15 protein-coding genes and 1 pseudogene are annotated in these 20872 nt (G+C 70.7%); 2 read left to right on the plus strand and 14 right to left on the minus strand.

Annotation, left to right across the window (positions count from 1 at the left end):
• Positions 1 to 778: 778 nt before the first annotated feature.
• The 3 genes from ACF08M_RS02505 to ACF08M_RS02515 all read right to left on the minus strand — a co-directional run bounded on the left by ACF08M_RS02505 (position 779) and on the right by ACF08M_RS02515 (position 4351).
• Positions 779 to 1267, minus strand: coding sequence for a hypothetical protein (locus tag ACF08M_RS02505; protein ID WP_392183376.1), 489 nt, complete (start codon positions 1265 to 1267; stop codon positions 779 to 781).
• A gap of 178 nt (positions 1268 to 1445) precedes the next feature.
• On the minus strand, positions 1446 to 3782 hold the full coding sequence (locus ACF08M_RS02510; protein ID WP_392183377.1) for a xanthine dehydrogenase family protein molybdopterin-binding subunit: 2337 nt from the start codon (positions 3780 to 3782) through the stop codon (positions 1446 to 1448).
• A complete protein-coding gene (locus ACF08M_RS02515; protein WP_392183447.1) occupies positions 3779 to 4351 on the minus strand; it encodes a (2Fe-2S)-binding protein in 573 nt (190 codons plus the stop codon). Before ACF08M_RS02515 ends, ACF08M_RS02510 begins: the two co-directional genes overlap by 4 nt.
• A gap of 131 nt (positions 4352 to 4482) precedes the next feature.
• Between ACF08M_RS02515 and ACF08M_RS02520 the strand changes: the two are divergent.
• Positions 4483 to 5631: pseudogene (locus tag ACF08M_RS02520) on the plus strand (pentapeptide repeat-containing protein); the annotation flags it as partial.
• A gap of 399 nt (positions 5632 to 6030) precedes the next feature.
• Here the strand turns inward: ACF08M_RS02520 and ACF08M_RS02525 are convergent.
• The 7 genes from ACF08M_RS02525 to ACF08M_RS02555 form a co-directional block, all read right to left on the minus strand.
• Positions 6031 to 6927, minus strand: coding sequence for a xanthine dehydrogenase family protein subunit M (locus tag ACF08M_RS02525; protein WP_072484141.1), 897 nt, complete (start codon positions 6925 to 6927; stop codon positions 6031 to 6033).
• A gap of 321 nt (positions 6928 to 7248) precedes the next feature.
• The gene (locus tag ACF08M_RS02530; protein ID WP_392183378.1) at positions 7249 to 8910 is read right to left on the minus strand and encodes a beta-N-acetylhexosaminidase; all 1662 of its coding nucleotides are present in this window, start codon (positions 8908 to 8910) and stop codon (positions 7249 to 7251) included.
• Between the two features lie 4 nt (positions 8911 to 8914).
• Positions 8915 to 9763, minus strand: coding sequence for a carbohydrate ABC transporter permease (locus ACF08M_RS02535; protein ID WP_392183379.1), 849 nt, complete (start codon positions 9761 to 9763; stop codon positions 8915 to 8917).
• The gene (locus ACF08M_RS02540) at positions 9760 to 10728 is read right to left on the minus strand and encodes a carbohydrate ABC transporter permease (RefSeq protein ID WP_392183380.1); all 969 of its coding nucleotides are present in this window, start codon (positions 10726 to 10728) and stop codon (positions 9760 to 9762) included. The genes ACF08M_RS02535 and ACF08M_RS02540 overlap by 4 nt, the downstream gene beginning before the upstream one ends.
• Positions 10729 to 10730: 2 nt before the next feature.
• On the minus strand, positions 10731 to 12035 hold the full coding sequence (locus ACF08M_RS02545) for an extracellular solute-binding protein (protein ID WP_392183381.1): 1305 nt from the start codon (positions 12033 to 12035) through the stop codon (positions 10731 to 10733).
• A gap of 308 nt (positions 12036 to 12343) precedes the next feature.
• Positions 12344 to 12637 (minus strand): DUF3039 domain-containing protein, encoded by a 294-nt coding sequence (locus ACF08M_RS02550; RefSeq protein ID WP_072484142.1) that lies wholly within the window; start codon positions 12635 to 12637, stop codon positions 12344 to 12346.
• A 29-nt stretch (positions 12638 to 12666) separates the two neighbouring features.
• The gene (locus ACF08M_RS02555; RefSeq protein WP_392183382.1) at positions 12667 to 13266 is read right to left on the minus strand and encodes a YqgE/AlgH family protein; all 600 of its coding nucleotides are present in this window, start codon (positions 13264 to 13266) and stop codon (positions 12667 to 12669) included.
• A gap of 289 nt (positions 13267 to 13555) precedes the next feature.
• On the opposite strand from ACF08M_RS02555, the gene murA reads away from it, so the two are divergent.
• Positions 13556 to 14896, plus strand: coding sequence for a UDP-N-acetylglucosamine 1-carboxyvinyltransferase (gene murA / locus ACF08M_RS02560; protein ID WP_093900252.1), 1341 nt, complete (start codon positions 13556 to 13558; stop codon positions 14894 to 14896).
• Between the two features lie 195 nt (positions 14897 to 15091).
• Here the strand turns inward: murA and ACF08M_RS02565 are convergent, their stop codons facing one another.
• The 4 genes from ACF08M_RS02565 to ACF08M_RS02580 form a co-directional block, all read right to left on the minus strand.
• Positions 15092 to 15373, minus strand: coding sequence for an HU family DNA-binding protein (locus ACF08M_RS02565; RefSeq protein WP_003968811.1), 282 nt, complete (start codon positions 15371 to 15373; stop codon positions 15092 to 15094).
• A gap of 389 nt (positions 15374 to 15762) precedes the next feature.
• Positions 15763 to 17199, minus strand: coding sequence for an NAD-dependent malic enzyme (locus ACF08M_RS02570; RefSeq protein WP_392183383.1), 1437 nt, complete (start codon positions 17197 to 17199; stop codon positions 15763 to 15765).
• A gap of 434 nt (positions 17200 to 17633) precedes the next feature.
• Positions 17634 to 20075 carry a HelD family protein gene (locus ACF08M_RS02575; RefSeq protein WP_392183384.1) on the minus strand — a complete coding sequence of 814 codons (2442 nt, stop codon included), beginning with the start codon at positions 20073 to 20075 and terminating at the stop codon, positions 17634 to 17636.
• Between the two features lie 109 nt (positions 20076 to 20184).
• Complete coding sequence (locus ACF08M_RS02580) at positions 20185 to 20841, minus strand: CGNR zinc finger domain-containing protein (protein ID WP_392183385.1); 657 nt, start codon at positions 20839 to 20841, stop codon at positions 20185 to 20187.
• Positions 20842 to 20872 lie beyond the last annotated feature (31 nt).

Genomic DNA, 20872 nt, shown 5'->3' on the forward strand with positions numbered 1-20872 from the left:
CGGCACCGCGTGAACCGCCGATGAGGGCGCGCTCACCGTCCCAGCCTGTGCTGCCTCTCTGCCTTCCGATTCAGGACCGCGTGCGGACACGGTGGCATTACTCGCATAACCTGCTGCCGCGTTGGATATTCCTCTCCGTCGGTCGTAATCGCTCCTCCCTCCCGCCTTGTCTTCGGCCCTGCCTGGCGCGATCACCTGCGGCACGGCCGGGAACACCGGCTTCGCCAGAGCCGTCATCTGCGACGACGAGAAGGTGTACGTCTGCGCCAGCTTCCGCATCTGCGCAGCCGCCTCTTCGCGGTCCTTCTCCTTAGTTGCGATCAGGGTCTTGGCCAACGCCACCGCATCGGGATCGTTCCGCGCAGCCAGGGCTGCGTCCAGGTTCGCCTGATCCCCCGCGTGGGGCCGAGGAATCGACGCCTGAGCCAACGCGACCGCATGCGATGCCTCACCCAGGCACTCAGACGCGGCCTCGCTGTAATCCCCGAGCCGCAGCGTCGCGTTGGCCAGGTCCGCACTCCATGTGCGGAACGCTTCGGCCCCTTCGCCCTTCCACTCCACCCACTGCGGGCGGATCTTCAAGTCCTGGGCGATCTTGTGAATTTCCGACGCCGCGCTCTTCAGACGATCAGCAGCCCCTTGGATCTCACCGCTGCTGGCCTGGTCCAGCCACTTCAGCATCTCCTCGTGAGTCCTGTTGTCGAAATCTGTACCCATGACGCTGTCCCTCTCCCCGTCCCCGTCCTTCGCGCGCAGAGAACATCTCCATCGGCATCAATCAGGCATGGCCGCCCGACGTGTCCACTGACTCCTCCGACTTGGCCGAAGGCTTGTGCGCATCCTTCGCCGCAGCATCCGCCGCGGCCTGTTCGACCTTACGGTGCTCCTCCGTGCTGCCCTGGATCGCGAGCATGCGCTGACGGACGTCCAAGTCGACGTGCTCGTAGCCCTTGTGGGATGCGAGGACAGCGATACTCATGCCCTCGATGGAGTCCGAAAGCAGCTTGGACAGCTGCTCCAGCTCCTTGATGACGGTCGAGTACGACTTGTACAGGCCGTCCGCCTCCAACCACTCGCCCCTGCCGCCGCCGAACTTCTCACGTAGCACGGCGTCTTCGCCGACCTTCCCGGGCCCCGCCGGAGACGCCTTGAGGTTGCGTAACAGTTCATCGATGCGGTTGCGGAACCTTGTGAACGACGACAGCTCGGTGACCAGTTCGCCAACGGCCTGCGGTGCCACCGCGCCGATCGCTCCGATGCCGCCCATGACAGCCAATGGATACGCCGAAGACTCCGCCCCCGGATCGCCCCGCCCCACAGTGCCCTCCCCCGTTCGGCAACAGCCGATTACCGCCTCAGCTTCAGGGCTCACCTTAGTCAGCAACGGTGACAGTGGGCAGCTCCGGGTTTCACCCGCAACCCGGATCACGCCATCCGTACAGGGCTCAGGACTTGGGCGCTGCCACCGCCGCCTGGGGTCGGATCGGGAGGCGGTTGATCGGGCGGCCGGTGGCGGCTCGTACGGCTGCGGCCACGGCTGCCGGGGAGGTGACCACGGGGACCGCCGAGGCCGGCTTGGCGCCGAAGGGGGCTACTACGTCGCGTTCTTCGATGAGCGTGACGATGCGGATGTCCGGTACGTCCAGGGCGGTCGGGAGCGCATAGCCGGTGAGGTCGGGGTGGCGGACCAGGCCGCGGGCGCTGCGGAGATTCTCGGTGAGGGCGGCGCCGATGCCCTGGGTGATGCCCGCCTCGATACGGGTCGCCAGTTGGGACGGGTTGAGGATCCGGCCGACGTCCTGGGCGACCGCCATCTCCACGACCCGTACGGAGCCGATTTCGATGTCGACGTCCACCACCGCGCGGATCGCGCAGAAGGCGAGGCCGACGAAGGCATCGCCCTGGCCCGACTCGTCCAGGGGCTCGGTCGGGTGGGGCCGGCACTGGGCGGTGGCCCAGAGTTCCTTGCCGTCCATCGCTTCCGTGACCGTCGTGGACAGCACCCCGTCGTAGGAGGTGATCTTGCCGTCGGCGATCTGCAACAGCTCCGTGGACATGCCGAACTTGTGGGCCAGGGGCTGGAGCAGCTGCGTACGGACCATCCTGGCCGCGCGTTCCACCGCTCCGGCCGAGACCCAGGTGTGGCGGCCGTGCGCCGCCGGACCCGCCGGGGGCTGGTCGGTGTCGACGGACGCCACATGGACCTCTTCGATGCCCAGTGTCTCCTGGACCACCTGGCGGGCGAGGGTCGAGAAACCCTGTCCCGTCTCGACCGCGGCGCAGATGACGGTGGCGATGCCGTCGTGGACCCGGACCGTGGCCGTGGAGACCTCGTCGGCGCCCTCCGCGCCGAGCATGTGCACCATGCCGAGCGCATAGCCGACGCCCCGGCGCACCGCGCCGGGTTCGCCCGCGCCCTCCAGGCCGCCGGGGAGCAGCCAGTCGTCCTCCGAGGCGTCCTTGGGGAGAACGGGGAGAGGGAAGTCCCGTACAGCGGTGAGGAGTTCGGACACCGGTGCCGGGCAGGTCACCGTCTGGCCGGTGGGCAGGATGTCGCCGGTGGCCAGGACGTTGCGCAGGCGCAGCTCGGCCGGGTCGATGCCGAGCTTGGCGGCCAGCTTGTCCATCTGGCCCTCGTATGCCGCGCAGACCTGCATCGCGCCCTCGCCGCGCACGTGGCCCGACGGCGGATTGTTCGTACGGACCGCCCAGCCCTCGATGAAGGCGTGCGGGACGACGTACGGGCCACAGGCGAACGCGACCGCCGCGGCCAGCGACTCGGACGAGGAGTCGGCGTACGCGCCCGCGTCGAGCAGGATCTGCGCCTCGACCTTCACCAGCCGGCCCTCGGCGTCCGCGTGGTGGCGGTAACGCAAAAGCGTGGGGTGGCGGTGGGCGTGGCCGAGGAAGGACTCCTCGCGGGTGGCGACCAGTTTGACCGGGCAGCCGGTGCGCAGGGCGAGCAGGCCCAGCGGGAGCTGGAAACCGGGGTCCTCGCGGTCGCCGGTCGCGCCGGGGACGCCGGTGACGACGACCTTCACCCGATCCGGTTCGAGGCCGAAGCAGGCGGCGGCGAGATCGCGGTCGGTGTGCGGGTCGGTGGAGGCGGTGTAGATCTCCACGCCGCCGTCGGGGCGGGGCACGGCGAGTCCGGCCTCGGCACCGATCGGGGCCGGGTCCTGACGGCCGATGCGGTACAGGCCCTCGACGACGACCTCGCCGGTGACCTCCGGGTCGCCGTAGCACAGCGGGATGTGGCGGATGAGATTGCCGTCGGGGTGCAGCGGCTCGGCCTCGAACGCCTTCTCCGGGTCGGTGACCGGTTCGAGGACCTCGTACTCGACGGCGATGGCCGCGGCGGCGAGCCGGGCCGTATCGGGGTGGTCGGCGGCGACCGCGGCGATCGGCTCGCCGTGGTGGCGGACCAGTTCGGACGCGAAGACCGGACGGTCGACGACCCTGCGCCCGTACACACCCTCCCCCGGGATGTCCTCGTGCGTGACGACGGCCCGGACCCCCGACATCTCGACGGCACCCGAGGTGTCGATGGACAGGATGCGGGCGTGCGGGTGCGGGGAGCGGAGCACGGCCGCCCACAGCAGGCCCTCGGCCCAGAGGTCGGCGGCGTACGGGAAGGTGCCCTCGGTCTTCGCACGCGCGTCGGCGGGCTGGAGGGAGACACCGAGACCGAGCGCGGACGGCTCGGTGTCGGATTCTTCTGCCGGCAGGGGGGTGATCCGTGTGCTGGTCGCGTTGGCAGCGGTGGCTGCATCGTTGCTCACGCCATGCCTCCGTCCTGCGGATGCGGCTGAACGCTACGGGCGCCCAGGGCCGCCTGGTGGGGGATGCGGGCCTCGTCGGACTCCGGGGACGAGAAGTCCGACGAGGTGTCGGGGTCGACGCTTGCCTCACGGCCCGCGATGACCTCGTTCACGGCGTCGAGGACGCCTCGGTAGCCGGAGCAGCGGCAGAGGTTGCCGCAGAGCGCCTGACGCGTCTCCAGTTCGCTGGGGGCGTGGTTGCCCTCCAGCAGGTCGTGGACGGTCATCGCCATGCCGGGAATGCAGAAGCCGCACTGGACGGCTCCGCACTTGGCGAGGGCGCGCTGGACGTCGGACGGCTCGCCGTCCACGGCCAGGCCCTCGACCGTACGGACCTCGCTGCCGGCCGCGGTCGCCGCGGGGACCAGGCAGGAGGCGACCAGACGGCCGTCCACCTGGACGTTGCAGGCACCGCACTCACCTTGTGAGCAGCCGTCCTTGGCCCCGGCCAGGCCGAGGCGCTCGCGCAGCACGTACAGGAGCGACTCGCCGATCCAGGCATCGGTGACGGGGCGGTCGGCGCCGTTCACATGCAGGACGTAGGAGGCGGCCGGGTGCTCGCTGGGGACGTCGAGGGGCTGAGCCTCGGGGAACTGAGCCTCGGGGAACTGGGCCTCGGGAAGCCGGTCTTCGGGAAGCCGGTCTTCGAGGGGCGGTCCTTCGAGGGGCTGTCCTTCGAGGGGCTGTCCTTCAAGGGGCTGGGGCTCGGGGAGTTGCCCATCGGGAAGCTCTTCCTCGGGGAGCTTCCCCTCGGGATCCTGCCCCTCCGCAGGCCGTCCTTCGGAGAGTTCCGCTTCGGGGAGCTGTCCTTCGGAGAGTTCCGCTTCGGGGAGCTGTCCTTCGGAGAGTTCCGCTTCCGCTTCGGGGAGCTGTCCTTCAGGGAGCTCTGCTTCGAGCGGAGGGGCGTCCGGCGGGGTGTTCAGTGGCGGCGCGTCGGGCGACTGTTCTGCCGGGCGGTTCTCGGACGCGGCCTCCGCCGGGTGTTCGGCAGGGGTGCCCTCCGCCACCGCGGTGTCGGGGGCCGTGGCCTGCGCGAGGTCCGCTCCGGGCACGGGGGTGTCTCCCGTGTCTCCGGCAGCGGGTACGGGGCCGTCCTCGGCGGCCGTCTCCGGTGTTGCCGCCGCGGAGTCGCGGAGAGCGTCCTCGTACACCACGGAGTGCGGCGTCGAAGGCGTCTCGGAGGGCTCCGCCGCGGGCTCCGTCGCGGGCTCCGCGGCCGACGCGAAATCGGCTCCGGGCGCGTGCTCCGGTTCGATGTCCGCACCAGGTTCCGGCTCCACCGCGGGCTCGGGCTCCGCGGCCGGCTGCGGGGTCGCCCACGGCGCGGGGGCGCCGCCCGGCAGCGTGGCCGGTGGCGTCCGGTCCGCGTACCACTGGGCGGCCAGAGCCGATGCCGCGAACTCGCCGGACTCCTCCGGAAGGTCGCCGTCGGCGACCGGGATCGTCCACTGGCCGGTGTGGCCGGGCTGAACGGCGTGGTCGACGTGACCGGTGTGGTCGGCGTGGTCGACGTGACCCGTGTGGTCGACGTGGCCGGCGTGGCCACCGTGGTCGACGTGACCGGCGTGGTCGACGTGACCCGGCTGAACGCCCTGGTCGAAGTGACCGCTCTGGCCGCCGTGGTCGATGTGACCGGGCTGGCCCCCCTGGCCGACCGCGCCGAAGTGACCGCTCCGGTCGCCGTGGTCGATGTGGCCGGGCTGAATGCCGTGGTCGGTGTGGTCGGTATGGCCGGGCTGAACGCCGTGGTCGGTGTGGTCGGTGTGGTCGGTGTGGTCGGTGTGGCCGGCGAACTCCGCGGACTCCGTGAAGTTCCACTGGCCCGTCGCGGTCTGCGTCTCCCCGTACTGCTCCTGGTGCGGGTACGCGTACCCGTACGGCGTCTGCTGCTGGTTCGGGTCCGGCCAGTGCACCGCGTCGGGTGCCGGCTGCTCCGGCCCCGTGGCCTGTTCCTGCTGGTTCTGCGTCTGTACGACCCAGCTGCCGTTGGCCGTCGGGTCGAGGCCGGCCACGGGGGTCAGCGGCAGGATCATCGGCGGTACGTAGCCCTGACCGGGCGCGGCCAGCGGGATGTTAGCCAGGTCCTCCGGCGGCAGGTGGACGAAGGCGGTCGCCTCGATGTCGAACTCGCCGCCCTGCGGCGTCGGCTGCCAGCCCCCGTGCTGCGGCCGCTCCCGCTGCCCGTGCTGTTCGTTGTGTTCCTCGTTGCTCACGACAGTGCCCTCCCCAGCGCGCGTCGGGCCAGCGCGGCGACGGTACGCCGCAAGTGCAGTACGGCGGGGGGCAGCGGTGGCGCCTCTCCCCCGTCGGCAGGCGGTGCCTGGTCCGGGATGCAGGCCGCGGCGACGTACTCGCCGAAGGCGGCCAGCGCGTCCGGTGCCAGGCCCCGTTCGCCGTCCCAGTCGATCAGTGAGGCGATCCAGCGTTCGGCCTCCAGCGGCCGCAGCGGCATCGGCGCGATGGCACCGACCGCGCAGCGCACCCCGCGCCGGGCCGGGTCGAGGACGATCGCCACGGACGCGGTGGCGCGGCCGGGACCGGTGCGGCCGGTGGCCTTGAGGAAGACCTGGGGGGCGTGCAGCAGCGGTACCCGGACGAAGCCGATCAGTTCGGCGGGTTCGAGCATGTCGCGGCCGGCCAGCAGGTGCGAGACCGGGATCTCGCGGCGGGCACCGCCCGGGCCCGCGATGACGAGTTCGGCCTCCAGGGCGGCGAGCACCGGCAGGGCGTCGCCGGTCGGGGCGGCGGTGGCGATGTTGCCGCCCAGCGTGCCGGCGTTGCGGATCTGGGGCGGGCCCGCGGCGCGCGCGGACGCGGCCAGGGCGGGGATGAGGGCGGCGAAGTCGGGCCGCCCCATGCGTGCGTGGGTGAGTCCGGCGCCGAGCAGGGCGTGGCCGTCCTGGTAGTGCCAGCCGCGGAGCTCGCTGATCCGGCCGAGGCCGACCAGCCCCGAGGGACGCAGCAGCCCTTTGTTGACGGCCGACATCAGGTCCGTCCCGCCTGCCACGGGAACGGCGGCAGGCATGGCGCCGAGTGCCGCCACGGCCTCGTCGAGCGAGGCCGGCAGCGTCACGGACTGCGTCGCCTGCGGTGCGTGCGTGGTCAACCCAGCTGCCCCTTCCCGGTGTCCCGGCTGTCCGGCTCGTTTCGCCGTACGGTACGTGCTCACAGCCCGGACGTGGCAACTCTGGCACATCTTCCGATCGGACCGACGCGAGGGTCCACGAAGGGCGCATCCGTCCCCGCTCAGGGTGATGGTCCCGATTCGCCCCACTTCGACAGGGAGCACGAATTGCCACTGTTCGGCGAGCCTTGCGCGGGTTGCCCCGTTCCGGCGGGGGCGCGCTCCAGGGGCGCGTTCCGGACAATGGCCGCCGGCCGCCACGCTCCCGTGAGCGTGACGGCCGGACCCGGGGCGCAGCCGGAATCACACGTTCGGGGGCGGTCCCTCAAGCGGGCGTCCGAGGACGCCGGGGCGCTGCTGCCGGGGCAACGGCCCGCTCGGCGGCCGGTAGTCGACGCCGAGGGCGTCGAGCCGGGCGTAGTGCGTGGCCATGCGCCGTTCGAAGTCCGCGAAGTCGCGGTCGGCGGAGGCGGGCAGGGACGACCAGGCGACCTCGGCGAACGCGGCAAGGCGCGGGAAGACCTGGTAGTCGACGCGGGACCGGTTCTGCATGACCTCGGTCCAGACATTGGCCTGGGTGCCGAGGATGTGGCGGGCCGCCGCCTCGGAGAGACCCGGGGGTACGGGTTCGAAGCGGTAGACGTCCTCCAGGGTGCGGACGAAGCCGATGGGCATCGGCTCGTCGGGGCCGCCGTCCTGACGGTGGTCCAGGTAGACGTGCTGTTCCGGGCACATCACGACGTCGTGGCCGGCCTCGGCGGCCGTGATGCCTCCCCCGTATCCCCGCCAGGACGACACGGCGGCGCCCGCCGGGAGGCCGCCTTCGAGGATCTCGTCCCAGCCGATGAGCCGGCGGCCGCGGGCGGTGAGCCAGGTGTCGAAGTGCCGGATGACCCAGGACTGGAGCTCGTCCTCGTTGGCGAGGCCGAGTTCGCCGATCCGGGCCTGGGCGGCCGGGGACTCCTTCCACTGGTCCTTGCGGCACTCGTCGCCACCGATGTGGATGAACGGCGAGGTGGCGGCGGGGAAGAGCTCCAGGACCTCTTCCAGGACGCCCTCGAAGAAGCGCAGGGTGTTGTCAGTGGGGGCGAGTACGTTCGCGTTGATGCCCCAGGTGTCCCAGACGGAGAGGGTGGTGGTGTCGATGACGTCGGTGTTGCCCAGTTCGGGGTACGCGGCGATGGCGGCCTGCGAGTGGCCCGGGATGTCGATCTCGGGAACGACCCGGATATGCCGCTCGGCCGCGTACGCGACGATCTCGCGGATGTCGTCCTGTGTGTAGTAACCACCGTGCGGGGTCTCGTCCCAGAGCTCGGAGGCCCGGTGTCCGTGCTTGGTACGAGAACGCCAGGAGCCGACCTCGGTGAGCCGCGGGTAGCGCCTGATCTCGATGCGCCAGCCCTGGTCGTCGGTGAGGTGGAAGTGGAAGACGTTCAGCTTGTGCGCGGCGAGGAGGTCGAGGTAGCGCAGGACGTCGTCCTTGGGCAGGAAGTGCCGCGCCACGTCGAGCATCATGCCGCGCCAGGGGAAGCGGGGTGCGTCCTCGATGTCCGTGAAGGGGACGACGGGCCCGTTGCCGGGGCTGATGGGCGCGCGGCGGAAGGCTTCGGGCCCGAGGAGCTGACGGAGGGTCTGCGCGCCCCAGAAGACTCCGGCGGCGCTCCCTCCGGTGATCTCGACACCGGTGGCCGGTCCCGCGCCCAGCCGGTAGCCCTCGGGCTCCAGGGCCGGGTCCAGGCGCAGCCGGATGGTGTTCGCGGCGCCCTCGGCGTTCCTGTCGCCCGGTGCGAGCGGCAGACCGAAGGCGGCCCCGAGCGCGGAGCGCAGCCAGCGTTCGGTGTTCTCGGTGCCCGGGGCCGCCGTGATGGTGGTGGACGGGTCCAGCAGGAGTCCGGCCCGCGCCTCGTCACCGGTATCGGCAAAGTCACCGATGCGCGCGGGTGCCGGAATCAGTTCCATGTCCATGGGGTCAGTCCTTTACCGCTCCGCCCAGTCCCGAGACCAGGCGGCGCTGTACGAGTACGAAGAAGACCAGCACGGGAATGGTCATCACCGTCGAGGCCGCCATGATCCCTCCCCAGTCGTTCTCGTCGGGTTTGAAGAAGACCAGCAACGCCATCGGGAGCGTCGACTGGGAGGTGTCGCTGATGATGAACGACTTCGCGAACAGGAAGTCGTTCCAGGTCGAGATGAAGGAGAAGACGCTGGTCGCCACCAGGCCGGGGAAGACCAGCGGGAAGAGGATCTGCCACAGGAAGCGGGTGCGGCTCGCGCCATCGATGTACGCGGCTTCCTCCAGCGCCTCCGGCACGGCCTTGACGAAGCCGCGCAGCATCCAGATCGCGAACGGCAGCGAGAAGGCGAGGTGCGGAAGGATCAGCGAGCCGAGCGTGTTCAGTTGGCCGAAGTCCCGCATCAGGAAGAACAGCGGGATGGTCAGCGCCTCGACCGGCACCATCTGCGCGACCAGGAACATGATCAGCAGCGTGGTGCGGAAGCGGAACGTGAACCGGGTGACCGCCGTCGCCGCCAGGAAGGCGATCAGCGCGGAGAGGACGACGACCGTACCGGCGACGATCAGGCTGTTGAGGAAGTACCGCCCGAAGTCGTGCTGCTCGAAGACCCGGCGGAAGGAGTCCAGGGACGGTGACAGCGTCCACGGGCGGGGGTCGGTGGACTGGATCTCGCCGGCCGGTTTGAGGGCGGAAAGCACCATCCAGTACAGCGGGAAGGCGACCGCCGCGGCGATCAGCAGGGCCGCGGCCTCGGCGGCCAGGCGGCCGGGACGGCGGACGCGCAGCATGTTCCGTGCGCTCACAGTTCCTCCCCCTGACGCCGTACCAGGCGCAGATGGACGAGCGTGACGGCCAGCAGGATCACCAGCATCACGACACCGATCGCCGAGCCGAGGCTGTACTGCGAGGACGCGAACGCCTTCTGGTACGCGTACACGTTGAGCACCAGGTTCTGGCCGGCGATGCCGCCGCCGTTCGTCATGACGTAGATCTGGGTGAAGATTTTGAAGTCCCAGATGATCGACTGGATGGTCACGACGACGAGGATCGGCCGCAGCATCGGGGCCATGACCGACCGCCAGATCCGCCACTGCGAGGCCCCGTCCAGCGCGGCCGCCTCCAGCACCTCGGTGGGGATCGCCCGGATGCCCGCGTACACGGTCACCATCACGAACGGGAACGAGCACCACAGCACTTCGAGGAGCACCAGGGCGAAGGCGCTGTAACGCCCGTACGTCCAGGAGAAGTCACCGAGTCCCAGCACCCGGTTGACGGGGCCGAAGTCCGGGTCGAAGAGAAACACCCAGACGGTGGAACCGGTGATCGCGGGGGTCGCCCAGGCGCCGAGCGCGGCCAGCATCAGCGCGAGTCGCGGCACGGCCCGGACCCGGGTCAGCAGGACGGCGAGTACGCAGCCGACCAGCAGGGTGGCCAGTACGCAGACCGCGGCGAAGACCACGGTCGCCAGGAGAACCTGCCAGAACTGGCTGTCGCCGAAGAGCGTCGCGTAGTTGCCGAACCCCTGGAAGGTGGTCGGTTCGCCGCCGCTGACCTGGGCCTGGGTGTACTCCAGGAGGGAGATCAGGCCGAGTTGGCAGATCGGGTAGACGAGCAGCCCGCCCAGGAGGACGAGCGCGGGCAGGAGGTAGAGCCAGGGGGTCCGGCCGGAGCGGCGCGCGGGCGAGGCCGGGCGGCGGGACGCCCGGGGGGAAGTGCCGCCCGCCCCCGGAGTGCCGGGCGCTTTGTGCGCCGTACTGTTCGCGGTCATCGTCAGCCCGCGTCGATGAACGCCGCGTCCATCTTCTTCGCCGCGTCGTCCGAGGCCTTCGCCACGTCCTTGCGGCCGCTGGCGATCTCCTGGAACATCGTCGGCAGGACCAGTGAGGAGTCGATCCGGCCCCAGCCGGGCGAGGCCGGGACGGACTTGGCGCCCGCGCCGAGCGTCCTGACGAACGGTTCGACGAACGGCTCCTTCTTCGCGGCCGCGGCCCGTACATCGGTGTACGTGGGCAGGAAGCCCATCGCGTCGAACATCTTCCCCTGTGTCCGCTTGCCGGTGAGGGACTTCATCAGCTCGACGGCGAGGGTGCGGTGCGAGCTGCTCTTCAGTACGCCGATGTTGTTGCCGCCCGCGAAGGCCGGCGCGACGGAGCCCTCGGCGACGCCGGGCAGCGGCACCACCGCGTACGTGCCCTTCACCGGTCCCGCCTCGACGGCGGTGTGGCTGAAGTCGCCGCCGATCGCCATGGCGGCCTTGCCGGAGGCGAACGCGGTGATGGTCGCGTTGCCGCCCATGGCCGCGCACTTGGCGGCCGGGCAGTTGTCGTCGCCGAAGAGCGAGGTGTAGGCCTCGATACCCTTGCGGGCCTTGTCGCTGTTGATGGCCGCCTGGTAGACGCCGCCGCTCTCGTCGGCCAGCTCGCCGCCGTTGGCCCAGATGAACGGCAAGGCGCCGTAGGTGTAGGCGCCGCCGACCACCAGCCCGTACAGGTCCGGCTTCTTCTTGTGGATCTTCTTCGCGGTGGAGATCAGCTCGGCCTGGGACTTGGGAGCCTCGATCCCTAACTCCTCGAGGACATCGGTGCGGTAGTACAGCGCGCGTACGCCGACGAAGAGCGGCGCCCCGTAGACCTTGCCGCCGACCGTCACGGACTGCCTGGCCGTCGGGTCGGTGTCCTCGGCCTCGTCCCAGGCGGCGAACTCCGCGCTCACATCGGCGAGTCCACCGTCCTTGACGTATCCGGCGGTATCCGTGTTGCCGTACTCGATGAGGTCCGGGGCGCTCTTCGGGTCGTTGAACGCCGCCTTGATGCGCTGGGCCCGGGTGTCGACCGGTATGTACTCGACCTCGGCCTTCGCTCCCCTGTGGGCCTTCTCGAACTCGGCGACCGCCGCTTCGACGACCTGTTCCTTGGGCTTGTTGCCGACCTCCTGGAACAACCAGACCCGCAGCGTGCCGGTCTTCTCGTCCCCCTCGGCTCCGCCGTCGGAGGTCTGCGGCGCGCAGGCGGTGGCGGTGAGACCCGCCAGCACAAGCGCCGCGGCCGGGGCGGCAATTCGGGCAGACAGCTTCATCCGGTATCCCCTACCGATAGGCGTTGCAACATACGCAACGTACGTTTCGTTATGCACAACTGGCAGGAGAGTAGGTGCGCGCACAGACGCCGACAAGTGGTCTCGACCACTCTGTGACCCGGCGACGCGGCCCGTGCAACGCGAAGACCCCGAAGGAAGACCCCGAAGAACCCCGAACCGCGAAGAAACCCGGAGGGCCCCGGGCGGGGGCGGATTCAAGGGGCTGCGTGCAACGAAAAGGGCCCCTGGGGCGCGCGTCACGCGCGCCCCAGGGGCCCGGAAGCAATGGTGGCCGGACAGCCCCCGGACTACTTCTTGTCCTTGCCGCCCTTGCCCTTGTCCTTGTCGCCGCCGGCGCCCATGGACTCGTAGATCTCCTTGCACATGGGACAGACCGGATACTTCTTCGGGTCGCGGCCCGGTACCCAGACCTTTCCGCACAGTGCGACCACGGGGGTGCCCTCCAGGGCACTCGCCATGATCTTGTCCTTCTGGACGTAATGGGCGTAGCGCTCGTGGTCGCCGTCGCCGTTCGACACCTGCGGCGTCGGCTCTACGAGGGTGCCCGTACCTGCCCCGCGCTCGGGCTCAAGAGTGCTCATAACCGCCAGGGTACTGAAAGCCCGGCGGATCAGTTCAGCGAAGGGTCGTCCGGATAGGTGGCGATCATCGCCAGTTCGCTGCGCTGGCGGCGCAGGACCGCCCGCCAGAGATGCTCCGGACGCGGGGAGGAGACGTCTCCGGGCTCGGACTCGACGACGTACCAGGCCCCCTCGGACAGTTCCGTCTCCAGCTGCCCGGGGCCCCAGCCGGCGTACCCGGCGAAGATCCGCAGCGAGCCGAGCGCCGCGGCCAGCAGCTCCGGCGGGGCCTCCAGATCCACCAGACCGATCGCCCCGTACACCCGGCGGAAGCCTACGGGGTCCCCCCTGTTCGGGCGGGGCCGTGCGCTCGGGGAGGGGCCCTCGTCGCCGGGGATGACGGCCACACCGAGTGCCGAGTCGAGCGAGACCGGGCCGCCCTGGAAGACGACGCCCGGTTCACCGGCCAGACCGGCCCATGACGTGAGGATGTCACCGACGCCCACCGGGGTCGGCCGGTTCAGGACCACGCCGAGTGAGCCCTCCTCGTCGTGGTCGAGGAGCAGCACCACCGCGCGGTCGAAATTCGGGTCCGCGAGCGCGGGTGTGGCCACGAGTAGTCGCCCTGTGAGCGAGGACACCTCGGTCATGGCAGAAATGATCCCGCATCTTCGGTCCCCGCGGGCACCAGGCGGGCCGACCGGTCACCGGGGAGAGCCGCGCCGGGCTCGGGGCGCAGCTCAGGGCGCACGGACGCATGGGGAGCGCACCCCCTGGGAGGCCTTGCGGACGGTAACCCTCCGCAAGAGTTGGGGAGCAGAGCGTGTTGTGGCGAATTCATGACGTTCGCGCAGCCCCCGTCCCTCTTACGGTAGGGGGGCCGTGGGCCATTACCCTTTCGTTTGGCCCCCTGCCCGACCACTCCGGAACGCGAGATTCATGACCGGCACAGACGATGTCCTGCTTGTCCACGGCGGAACCCCGCTGGAGGGCGAGATCCGTGTCAGAGGCGCCAAGAACCTGGTGCCGAAGGCGATGGTCGCCGCGCTGCTCGGCAGCGGGCCCAGCCGGCTGCGCAATGTGCCCGACATCCGCGACGTGCGGGTGGTGCGGGGACTGCTGCAGCTGCACGGTGTGACCGTCCGGCCGGGTGACGAACCGGGCGAGCTGATCCTGGACCCGACCCATGTCGAGAGCGCCAATGTCGCCGACATCGATGCCCACGCGGGCTCGTCGCGCATCCCGATCCTCTTCTGCGGCCCGCTGTTGCACCGGCTGGGCCACGCGTTCATTCCGGGGCTCGGCGGCTGTGACATCGGCGGCCGGCCGATCGACTTCCACTTCGACGTGCTGCGGCAGTTCGGCGCGACCATCGAGAAGCGGGCGGACGGCCAGTACCTGGAGGCCCCGCAGCGACTGCGCGGCACGAAGATCCGGCTGCCGTACCCGTCGGTGGGCTCCACCGAGCAGGTGCTGCTGACGGCCGTGCTCGCCGAGGGCGTCACCGAACTGTCCAACGCGGCCGTGGAGCCGGAGATCGAGGACCTCATCTGCGTACTGCAGAAGATGGGCGCGATCATCTCGATGGACACCGACCGGACGATCCGGATCACGGGTGTCGACCGGCTGGACGGTTATACGCACCGGGCGATCCCGGACCGCCTGGAGGCGGCCTCCTGGGCGTCCGCGGCGCTGGCCACCGAGGGCAACATCTACGTACGGGGCGCACAGCAGCGCTCGATGATGACGTTCCTGAACACCTTCCGCCGGGTCGGTGGCGCGTTCGAGATCGACGACGAGGGCATCCGCTTCTGGCACCCGGGCGGCGCGCTGAACGCCATCGCCCTGGAGACGGACGTGCACCCGGGTTTCCAGACCGACTGGCAGCAGCCGCTGGTCGTGGCCCTGACGCAGGCGTCGGGCCTGTCCATCGTCCACGAGACGGTGTACGAGTCCCGGCTCGGCTTCACCTCCGCCCTCAACCAGATGGGCGCGCACATCCAGCTCTACCGCGAGTGCCTGGGCGGCTCCGACTGCCGCTTCGGACAGCGCAACTTCCTGCACTCGGCGGTCGTGTCCGGGCCCACGAAACTTCAGGGCGCGGATCTGGTCATCCCGGACCTGCGCGGCGGATTCTCGTACCTGATCGCCGCCCTGGCGGCGCAGGGCACGTCGCGGGTGCACGGCATCGACCTGATCAATCGCGGCTACGAGAACTTCATGGAGAAGCTGGAGAAGCTCGGCGCGAAGGTGGAGCTGCCGGGCGGCGCGCTGGTCTGAGACGGGCGGCCGCAGGACTGCTGACGGGGGTTCGGGGCGCTGCCCCGGGCCCCCGTTTCCCGTCCCCGGCCGGGGACGGGGCGTAAAGGCCCGCTCGACGAGGGCGGCAGAGCCCCGGAACGGGCCCTCTCGGGCCGGTACACGGAAGGGCGGTCACCCTGGTCGGGTGACCGCCCTTCGTCGCGCCTGTGGGGCTTACTTGCCCTTGGCGGCTTCCTTGAGCTTGGAGCCCGCGGAGACCTTCACGCTGTAGCCGGCCGGGATGTTGATCGGGTCGCCGGTCTGCGGGTTACGAGCGGTGCGAGCGGCACGGTGGGTGCGCTCGAAGGTCAGGAAGCCGGGGATGGTGACCTTCTCGTCGCCCTTGGCGACGATCTCACCAACGGTCTCGGCGAGGGCGGCCAGCACGGCGTCGGCGTCCTTGCGAGTCACCTCGGCGCGGTCGGCCAGGGCGGCCACCAGCTCACTGCGGTTCATGTTGTTACTCCCGTGTTCTTCTTGCCTGTGAGGCGTGAGATCGAAGCCGATGCTGCCAGGGCCCTCGGACAGTCCCCGGACCCGGGTCTGTCTCCAGACCCTCGCGCCCGATTACGCATCCTGCCCCCACCTGCGGCGGGAAAGCCAATCCGGCACCCTCCGGAGTCGCACGAAAGGCACCCTCGCCTCATCGTGGTGACGTTCCGTCGACTCCCCGAAAGCGGTCCGCAGCGGATGCGGGGCTCTGCGGGACGCGCCGCCCGCCCACCCTAAAGGGGCGTTTGGGGCGCCGCGACCCGCGACGCGCCGTACGTCGGGCCAACGTGAGGGGCGCCACCACCGTGCGCACCGCTTGCGCGGCCGTGACGGGCCCGGCGGGCGGGCCGGTCTCAGCCGAGGTCGCCCGGGGCCGGTGCGGCGACGCCCGCCGCCTTGGCCGCGTCGCGGACGGCACCGGCGACCGCTCCCGCGACCCTGTCGTTGAAGACCGACGGGATGATGTAGTTCGCGTTCAGCTCGTCCTCAGCGACGGTCTCGGCGAGGGCGCCCGCGGCGGCGAGCATCATCTCCGTGTTGACGGTGCGGGACTGCGCGTCCAGCAGGCCGCGGAAGACACCCGGGAAGACCAGCACGTTGTTGATCTGGTTCGGGAAGTCGGAACGGCCGGTGGCGACAACTGCCGCCGACTGGCGGGCGATTGCCGGGTCCACCTCGGGGTCCGGGTTCGCGAGCGCGAACACGATCGCACCCTCGGCCATCGCGGCGACATCGGTGCCGTCCAGCAGGTTCGGGGCGGAGACGCCGATGAAGACGTCGGCACCCACGACGGCCTCCTTGAGGGTGCCGGTGACGGACTCGGGGTTGGTGTTGTCCGCGATCCAGCGCAGCGGCGAGTCGGCGTCGGCGGAGACCAGGTCCTCGCGGCCCTCGTGCACCACGCCGTGGATGTCGGCGACGACCGCGTGCTTGACACCTGCGGCGATGAGGAGCTTCAGGATGGCCGTACCGGCCGCTCCGGCGCCGGACATGACGACCCGTACGTCCCCGATTCCCTTGTTCACCACGCGCAGTGCGTTGGTCAGCGCGGCCAGGACCACGATCGCGGTGCCGTGCTGGTCGTCGTGGAAGACGGGGATGTCGAGGGCCTCGCGCAGCCGTGCCTCGATCTCGAAGCAGCGGGGTGCGGAGATGTCCTCCAGGTTGATGCCCGCGAAGCCGGGGGCGATCGCCTTGACGATCTCGACGATGGCGTCGGTGTCCTGGGTGTCCAGGCAGATCGGCCAGGCGTCGATGCCGGCGAACCGCTTGAAGAGGGCGGCCTTGCCCTCCATCACGGGCAGGGCGGCCTTCGGCCCGATGTTGCCGAGGCCCAGCACCGCGGAGCCGTCCGTCACAACTGCGACGGAGTTGCGCTTGATGGTGAGACGGCGGGCGTCCTCGGGGTTCTCGGCGATCGCCATGCAGACCCGGGCCACACCCGGGGTGTAGATCATCGAGAGGTCGTCACGGTTACGGATGGGGTGCTTGGACGCCATCTCGATCTTGCCGCCGAGGTGCATCAGGAACGTACGGTCGGAGACCTTGCCCAGTACGACACCCTCGATGCCGCGCAGGTTTTCGACGATCTCGTCGGCGTGCGCGGTGGAGGTGGCCGCGATGGTGACGTCGATCCGCAGCTTCTCGTGGCCGGAGGCGGTCACGTCGAGGCCGGTGACCGAACCGCCGGAGGACTCCACGGCCGTGGTGAGCTGGGAGACCGCTGTGCCACTCGCGGGCACCTCCAGCCTGACCGTCATCGAGTACGAGACGCTGGGCGCCGTTGCCATGGCCGAGTCCTTCGCTTTCCTTAGCTTCATTGCCGCGCGGCCGGGGCGCTCACCTCGGTCACGCTTTCCGATCGTCGCACCTACTGGCCGGTAGCCGGTAATGACTGCCACGGTTCGGAAAGCATTTTCCACCATACGAGATAGGGTTAGTCCGGCGGAACCCGTAACCAAGAACAGACCCGCGTCACCGGAAGGTGACGCGGGTCTGTCTTCTTGGTCGAGCGGCACCGACCCGCCATGCTCGCCTCGCGGCAAGTGGTCGCTCGAAGCGACGAAGGTTGGGCCCGGGGGCTTGGATCGAGCCGGTGCCGACACCAGGCTAACAAAGACCCCGGAGAAGTGATTCCCGGCGGACGGATCGGTACGGAAATCCGTCCGCCCGGTGGTGCCTCCGCTTCCTTGCCCCGGGTCTGCTCCCCTGCCCCGGGGCTGCCTCAGTCCCTCAGCAGGTCCGGGACGCCGTCCTCGTCGGGCAGGTCCCGCTGCCCCGAAACCACCGTGAGCTGCTGCGTCGCACGCGTCAGCGCCACGTACAGCACCCGCAGACCGGCCGGGGACTCGTCCGCGATCTCCGCGGGCGAGACGACCACCGTGGCGTCGTACTCCAGCCCCTTCGCCTCCAGGCTGCCCAGGGCCACCACCCGCTCGCCGAGACCGGCCAGCCAGTCGCGGGCCTGCGCCCGGCGGTTCATCGCGACGACCACCCCCACCGTGCCGTCGACCTCGGCCAGCAGCCGCCGCGCCTCCTCACGCACCGAAGCGGCCAGATCGCCGTCCTGCACGGTCTCGAAGCGCGGCTTCACGCCCGTGGAGCGGACCGCGGCCGGTGACTCCATTCCGGGCATCGCGAGCGCCAGGACCTTCGAGGCCAGCTCGGCGATCTCCGCCGGGTTGCGGTAGTTGACCGTGAGGGTGAAGCGGCGGCGCGGCCGGTTGCCCAGCGCCTCGTCGCGCGCCCGGGCGGCCTCGTCCGGATCGGACCAGGAGGACTGCGCGGGGTCTCCGACGATCGTCCAGGTGGCGTGCCGGCCACGGCGGCCGACCATGCGCCACTGCATGGGCGTGAGGTCCTGCGCCTCGTCGACGATGACATGCGCGTACTCCGTACGCTCCGCGGCCAGCCGCTCGGCCCGCTCGCGCTGGGTCTCCTCGCGCTGCGGCATGAGCTCTTCCAGGCCGGAGAGCTGGTCCAGCGGGTCGAGTTCGCGCTTCTTCTTCGGCCGGTGCGGGGTGCCCAGCAGCGTCTGCAGCTCGTCGAGGATCGCCACGTCGTGCACGGAGAGCGGTCCGTCGCCCTTCTTGTCGAGCCGCTTCAGGGAGCGGGCCAGGCGGCGCACCTCGCCCTGGTTGAGCACCCGGCGCGCCCAGCGCCCGAGCCGCTTCTCGTCGGCCATCGCGGCGAGCACCCCGCGGGGGGTGAGCTCGGGCCACCAGGCGTTCAGGAAGTCCAGGAAGGGGGCCTCGGTGGCGACGTCCTCGTCGAAGGAGGAGCGCAGTTCGGCGGCCAGCTCGGGGTCGGTGTAGCGGCCCCGGCCGGAGGACTTGTTCCACAGGGCGTCCAGGAGCATTCTGCGGGCGCGCGGGCGCAGCAGGTTGACCGGGGCGGTGCCGCCGAGGACGGACTGCCGGATGCGGTGCAGTTCGTCGGCGTTCAGCTCGACCCGGGCGCCGAAGGCCACGACCCGCAGCCGGGTGGGGGTGGCCGGAGCCCCGCCTGCTCCCTCTGCTCCCTCCGCCCCCTCTGTAACGTCTCCTCCCTCTACTCCCTCTGTTCCCTCCGCTTCGTCGCCGAAGGACAGCTGGCCGTTCCGGTCCGCCGCCCGGCGGGGGGTGCCGGGCTGTTCCAGTGCGCCGCGTGACGCCTTGCGCAGCACCTGGAGCATCCGGGAGGAGCCCTTGATCCGGGCGACGGCGGGTTCGTCGTACGTGGTGGCGCCCGCGACGCCGGCCGCCTCGTCGGAGAGCGAGCCGACCGCGCGGATCGCGACCTGCCCCTCCTCGCCCAGCGAGGGCAGCACGCCTTCGGTGTACGCGACGAGGAGCGGGGTCGGCGAGACGACGAGGATGCCGCCCGCGTATCGCCGCCGGTCCTGGTAGAGGAGGTACGCGGCACGGTGCAGGGCGACGGCGGTCTTGCCGGTGCCGGGGCCGCCGGAGACCTCGGTGACGGAGGCGGCGGGGGCCCGGATCACCAGGTCCTGCTCGGCCTGGATGGAGGAGACGATGTCCCGCATGGTGTGGCTGCGGGCCTGGCCGAGCGCCGCCATCAGGGCGCCGTCGCCGATGACGGGGAGCTTCTCGCCGCCCAGGTAGGCGGTCAGCTCGGGGCGCATCAGGTCGTCCTCGACGCCGAGGACCCTGCGGCCCTTGGAGCGGACGACCCGGCGGCGCACCACCCGGCCCGGCTCCTTCGGCGTCGACCGGTAGAACGGGGCGGCGGCCGGTGCACGCCAGTCGATGACCAGCGGCGCGTAGTCGGAGTCGAGGACTCCGATCCGGCCGATGTGCAGCGTCTCCGCGATGTCGGCGGACCGGTCCTCGCGTACGGCGTCGTCGGCCGGCTCGACGGAGGTGTACGCGCCGTCCGGGCCGCGTTCACCGTCCTTGCCGAGCAGCAGGTCGATCCTTCCGAAGAGGAAGTCCTCGAACTCGCTGTTCAGCCGGTTGAGGTGGACTCCGGCCCGGAACACCTGGGCGTCGCGCTCGGCGAGCGCTCCCGGGGTACCGACCTGGCCGCGCTTGACGGCGTCGTTCATGAGAAATTCCGCCTCGTGGATCTTCTCTTCGAGGCGGTGATAGACACGGTCGAGATGTTCCTGCTCGACACCGATTTCCCGGTCCCGCAACGAATCGACAGCGGCATCCTGCGCGGCCACCGAGGCCCCCTTCTGACGTGCATTGGGCAGCCGTCAACCTTATGCGAAGGGGAGCCCGCCGCGCACCTGCCGCGCCTATCGAAATACTCGCCGGTCCTCGACACCGCGGTCACTTCCGGTAGGGCGCTCCCGTGTCCGCCCCCTCCACCGCGGCCACGGCCGCGGCCGCGTCCACGGCTGCCACCGCCGCCGCCCTGCGCCGGTGCCGGGCCACCCGCTCCCGGTTCCCGCACACCTCGCTGGAGCACCAGCGGCGTCGGCGGCCGCGCGAGGTGTCCAGGTAGAGGCGGCGGCAGTTGTCGGCCTCGCAGCGGCGCAGCCCGGCCCGCGCCACGGGATCGGTCAGGAGTTCGACGACGTCGCGGGCGACAGCGGCCAGCAGCGCCCCGCACTCGGGGTCGGCGCTCAGTGCCCGTACCAGCGTGCCGCTCCTGCCGCGCACGGCCCGCAGCCCCGGCGGGGCGGCCGCGGCGAGCGCGTTGACTCCTTCCAGGGCGCCCTCGGCCCCGCGGCCGCCGAGCTCGGCGGCCAGCAGACGCTCGACGCCGCTCCTCAGCTGCCGGAAGCGCACCACCCAGGTGTCGTCCACGGCGTCGAGTCGGGTGCCGCTCGGTACGAGTCCGGAGGCGACCAGCCACTCCGCGAGTTGCTCGGCGCCGTCGAGCAGTTCGCCGGCGCCGGAGGTGCCGGTCCCGGTGGCCACCAGATCCAGGCAGGGGCGCCCGGAGCCGAACCGCCAGTCGTACGAGCGCTTGCCCGCCGCCATGCGCAAGTCACCGCCTCGGGGTCTCCGGTCG

The sequence above is a fragment of the Streptomyces sp. NPDC015032 genome, from assembly GCF_043080425.1.
GTDB lineage: Bacteria > Actinomycetota > Actinomycetes > Streptomycetales > Streptomycetaceae > Streptomyces.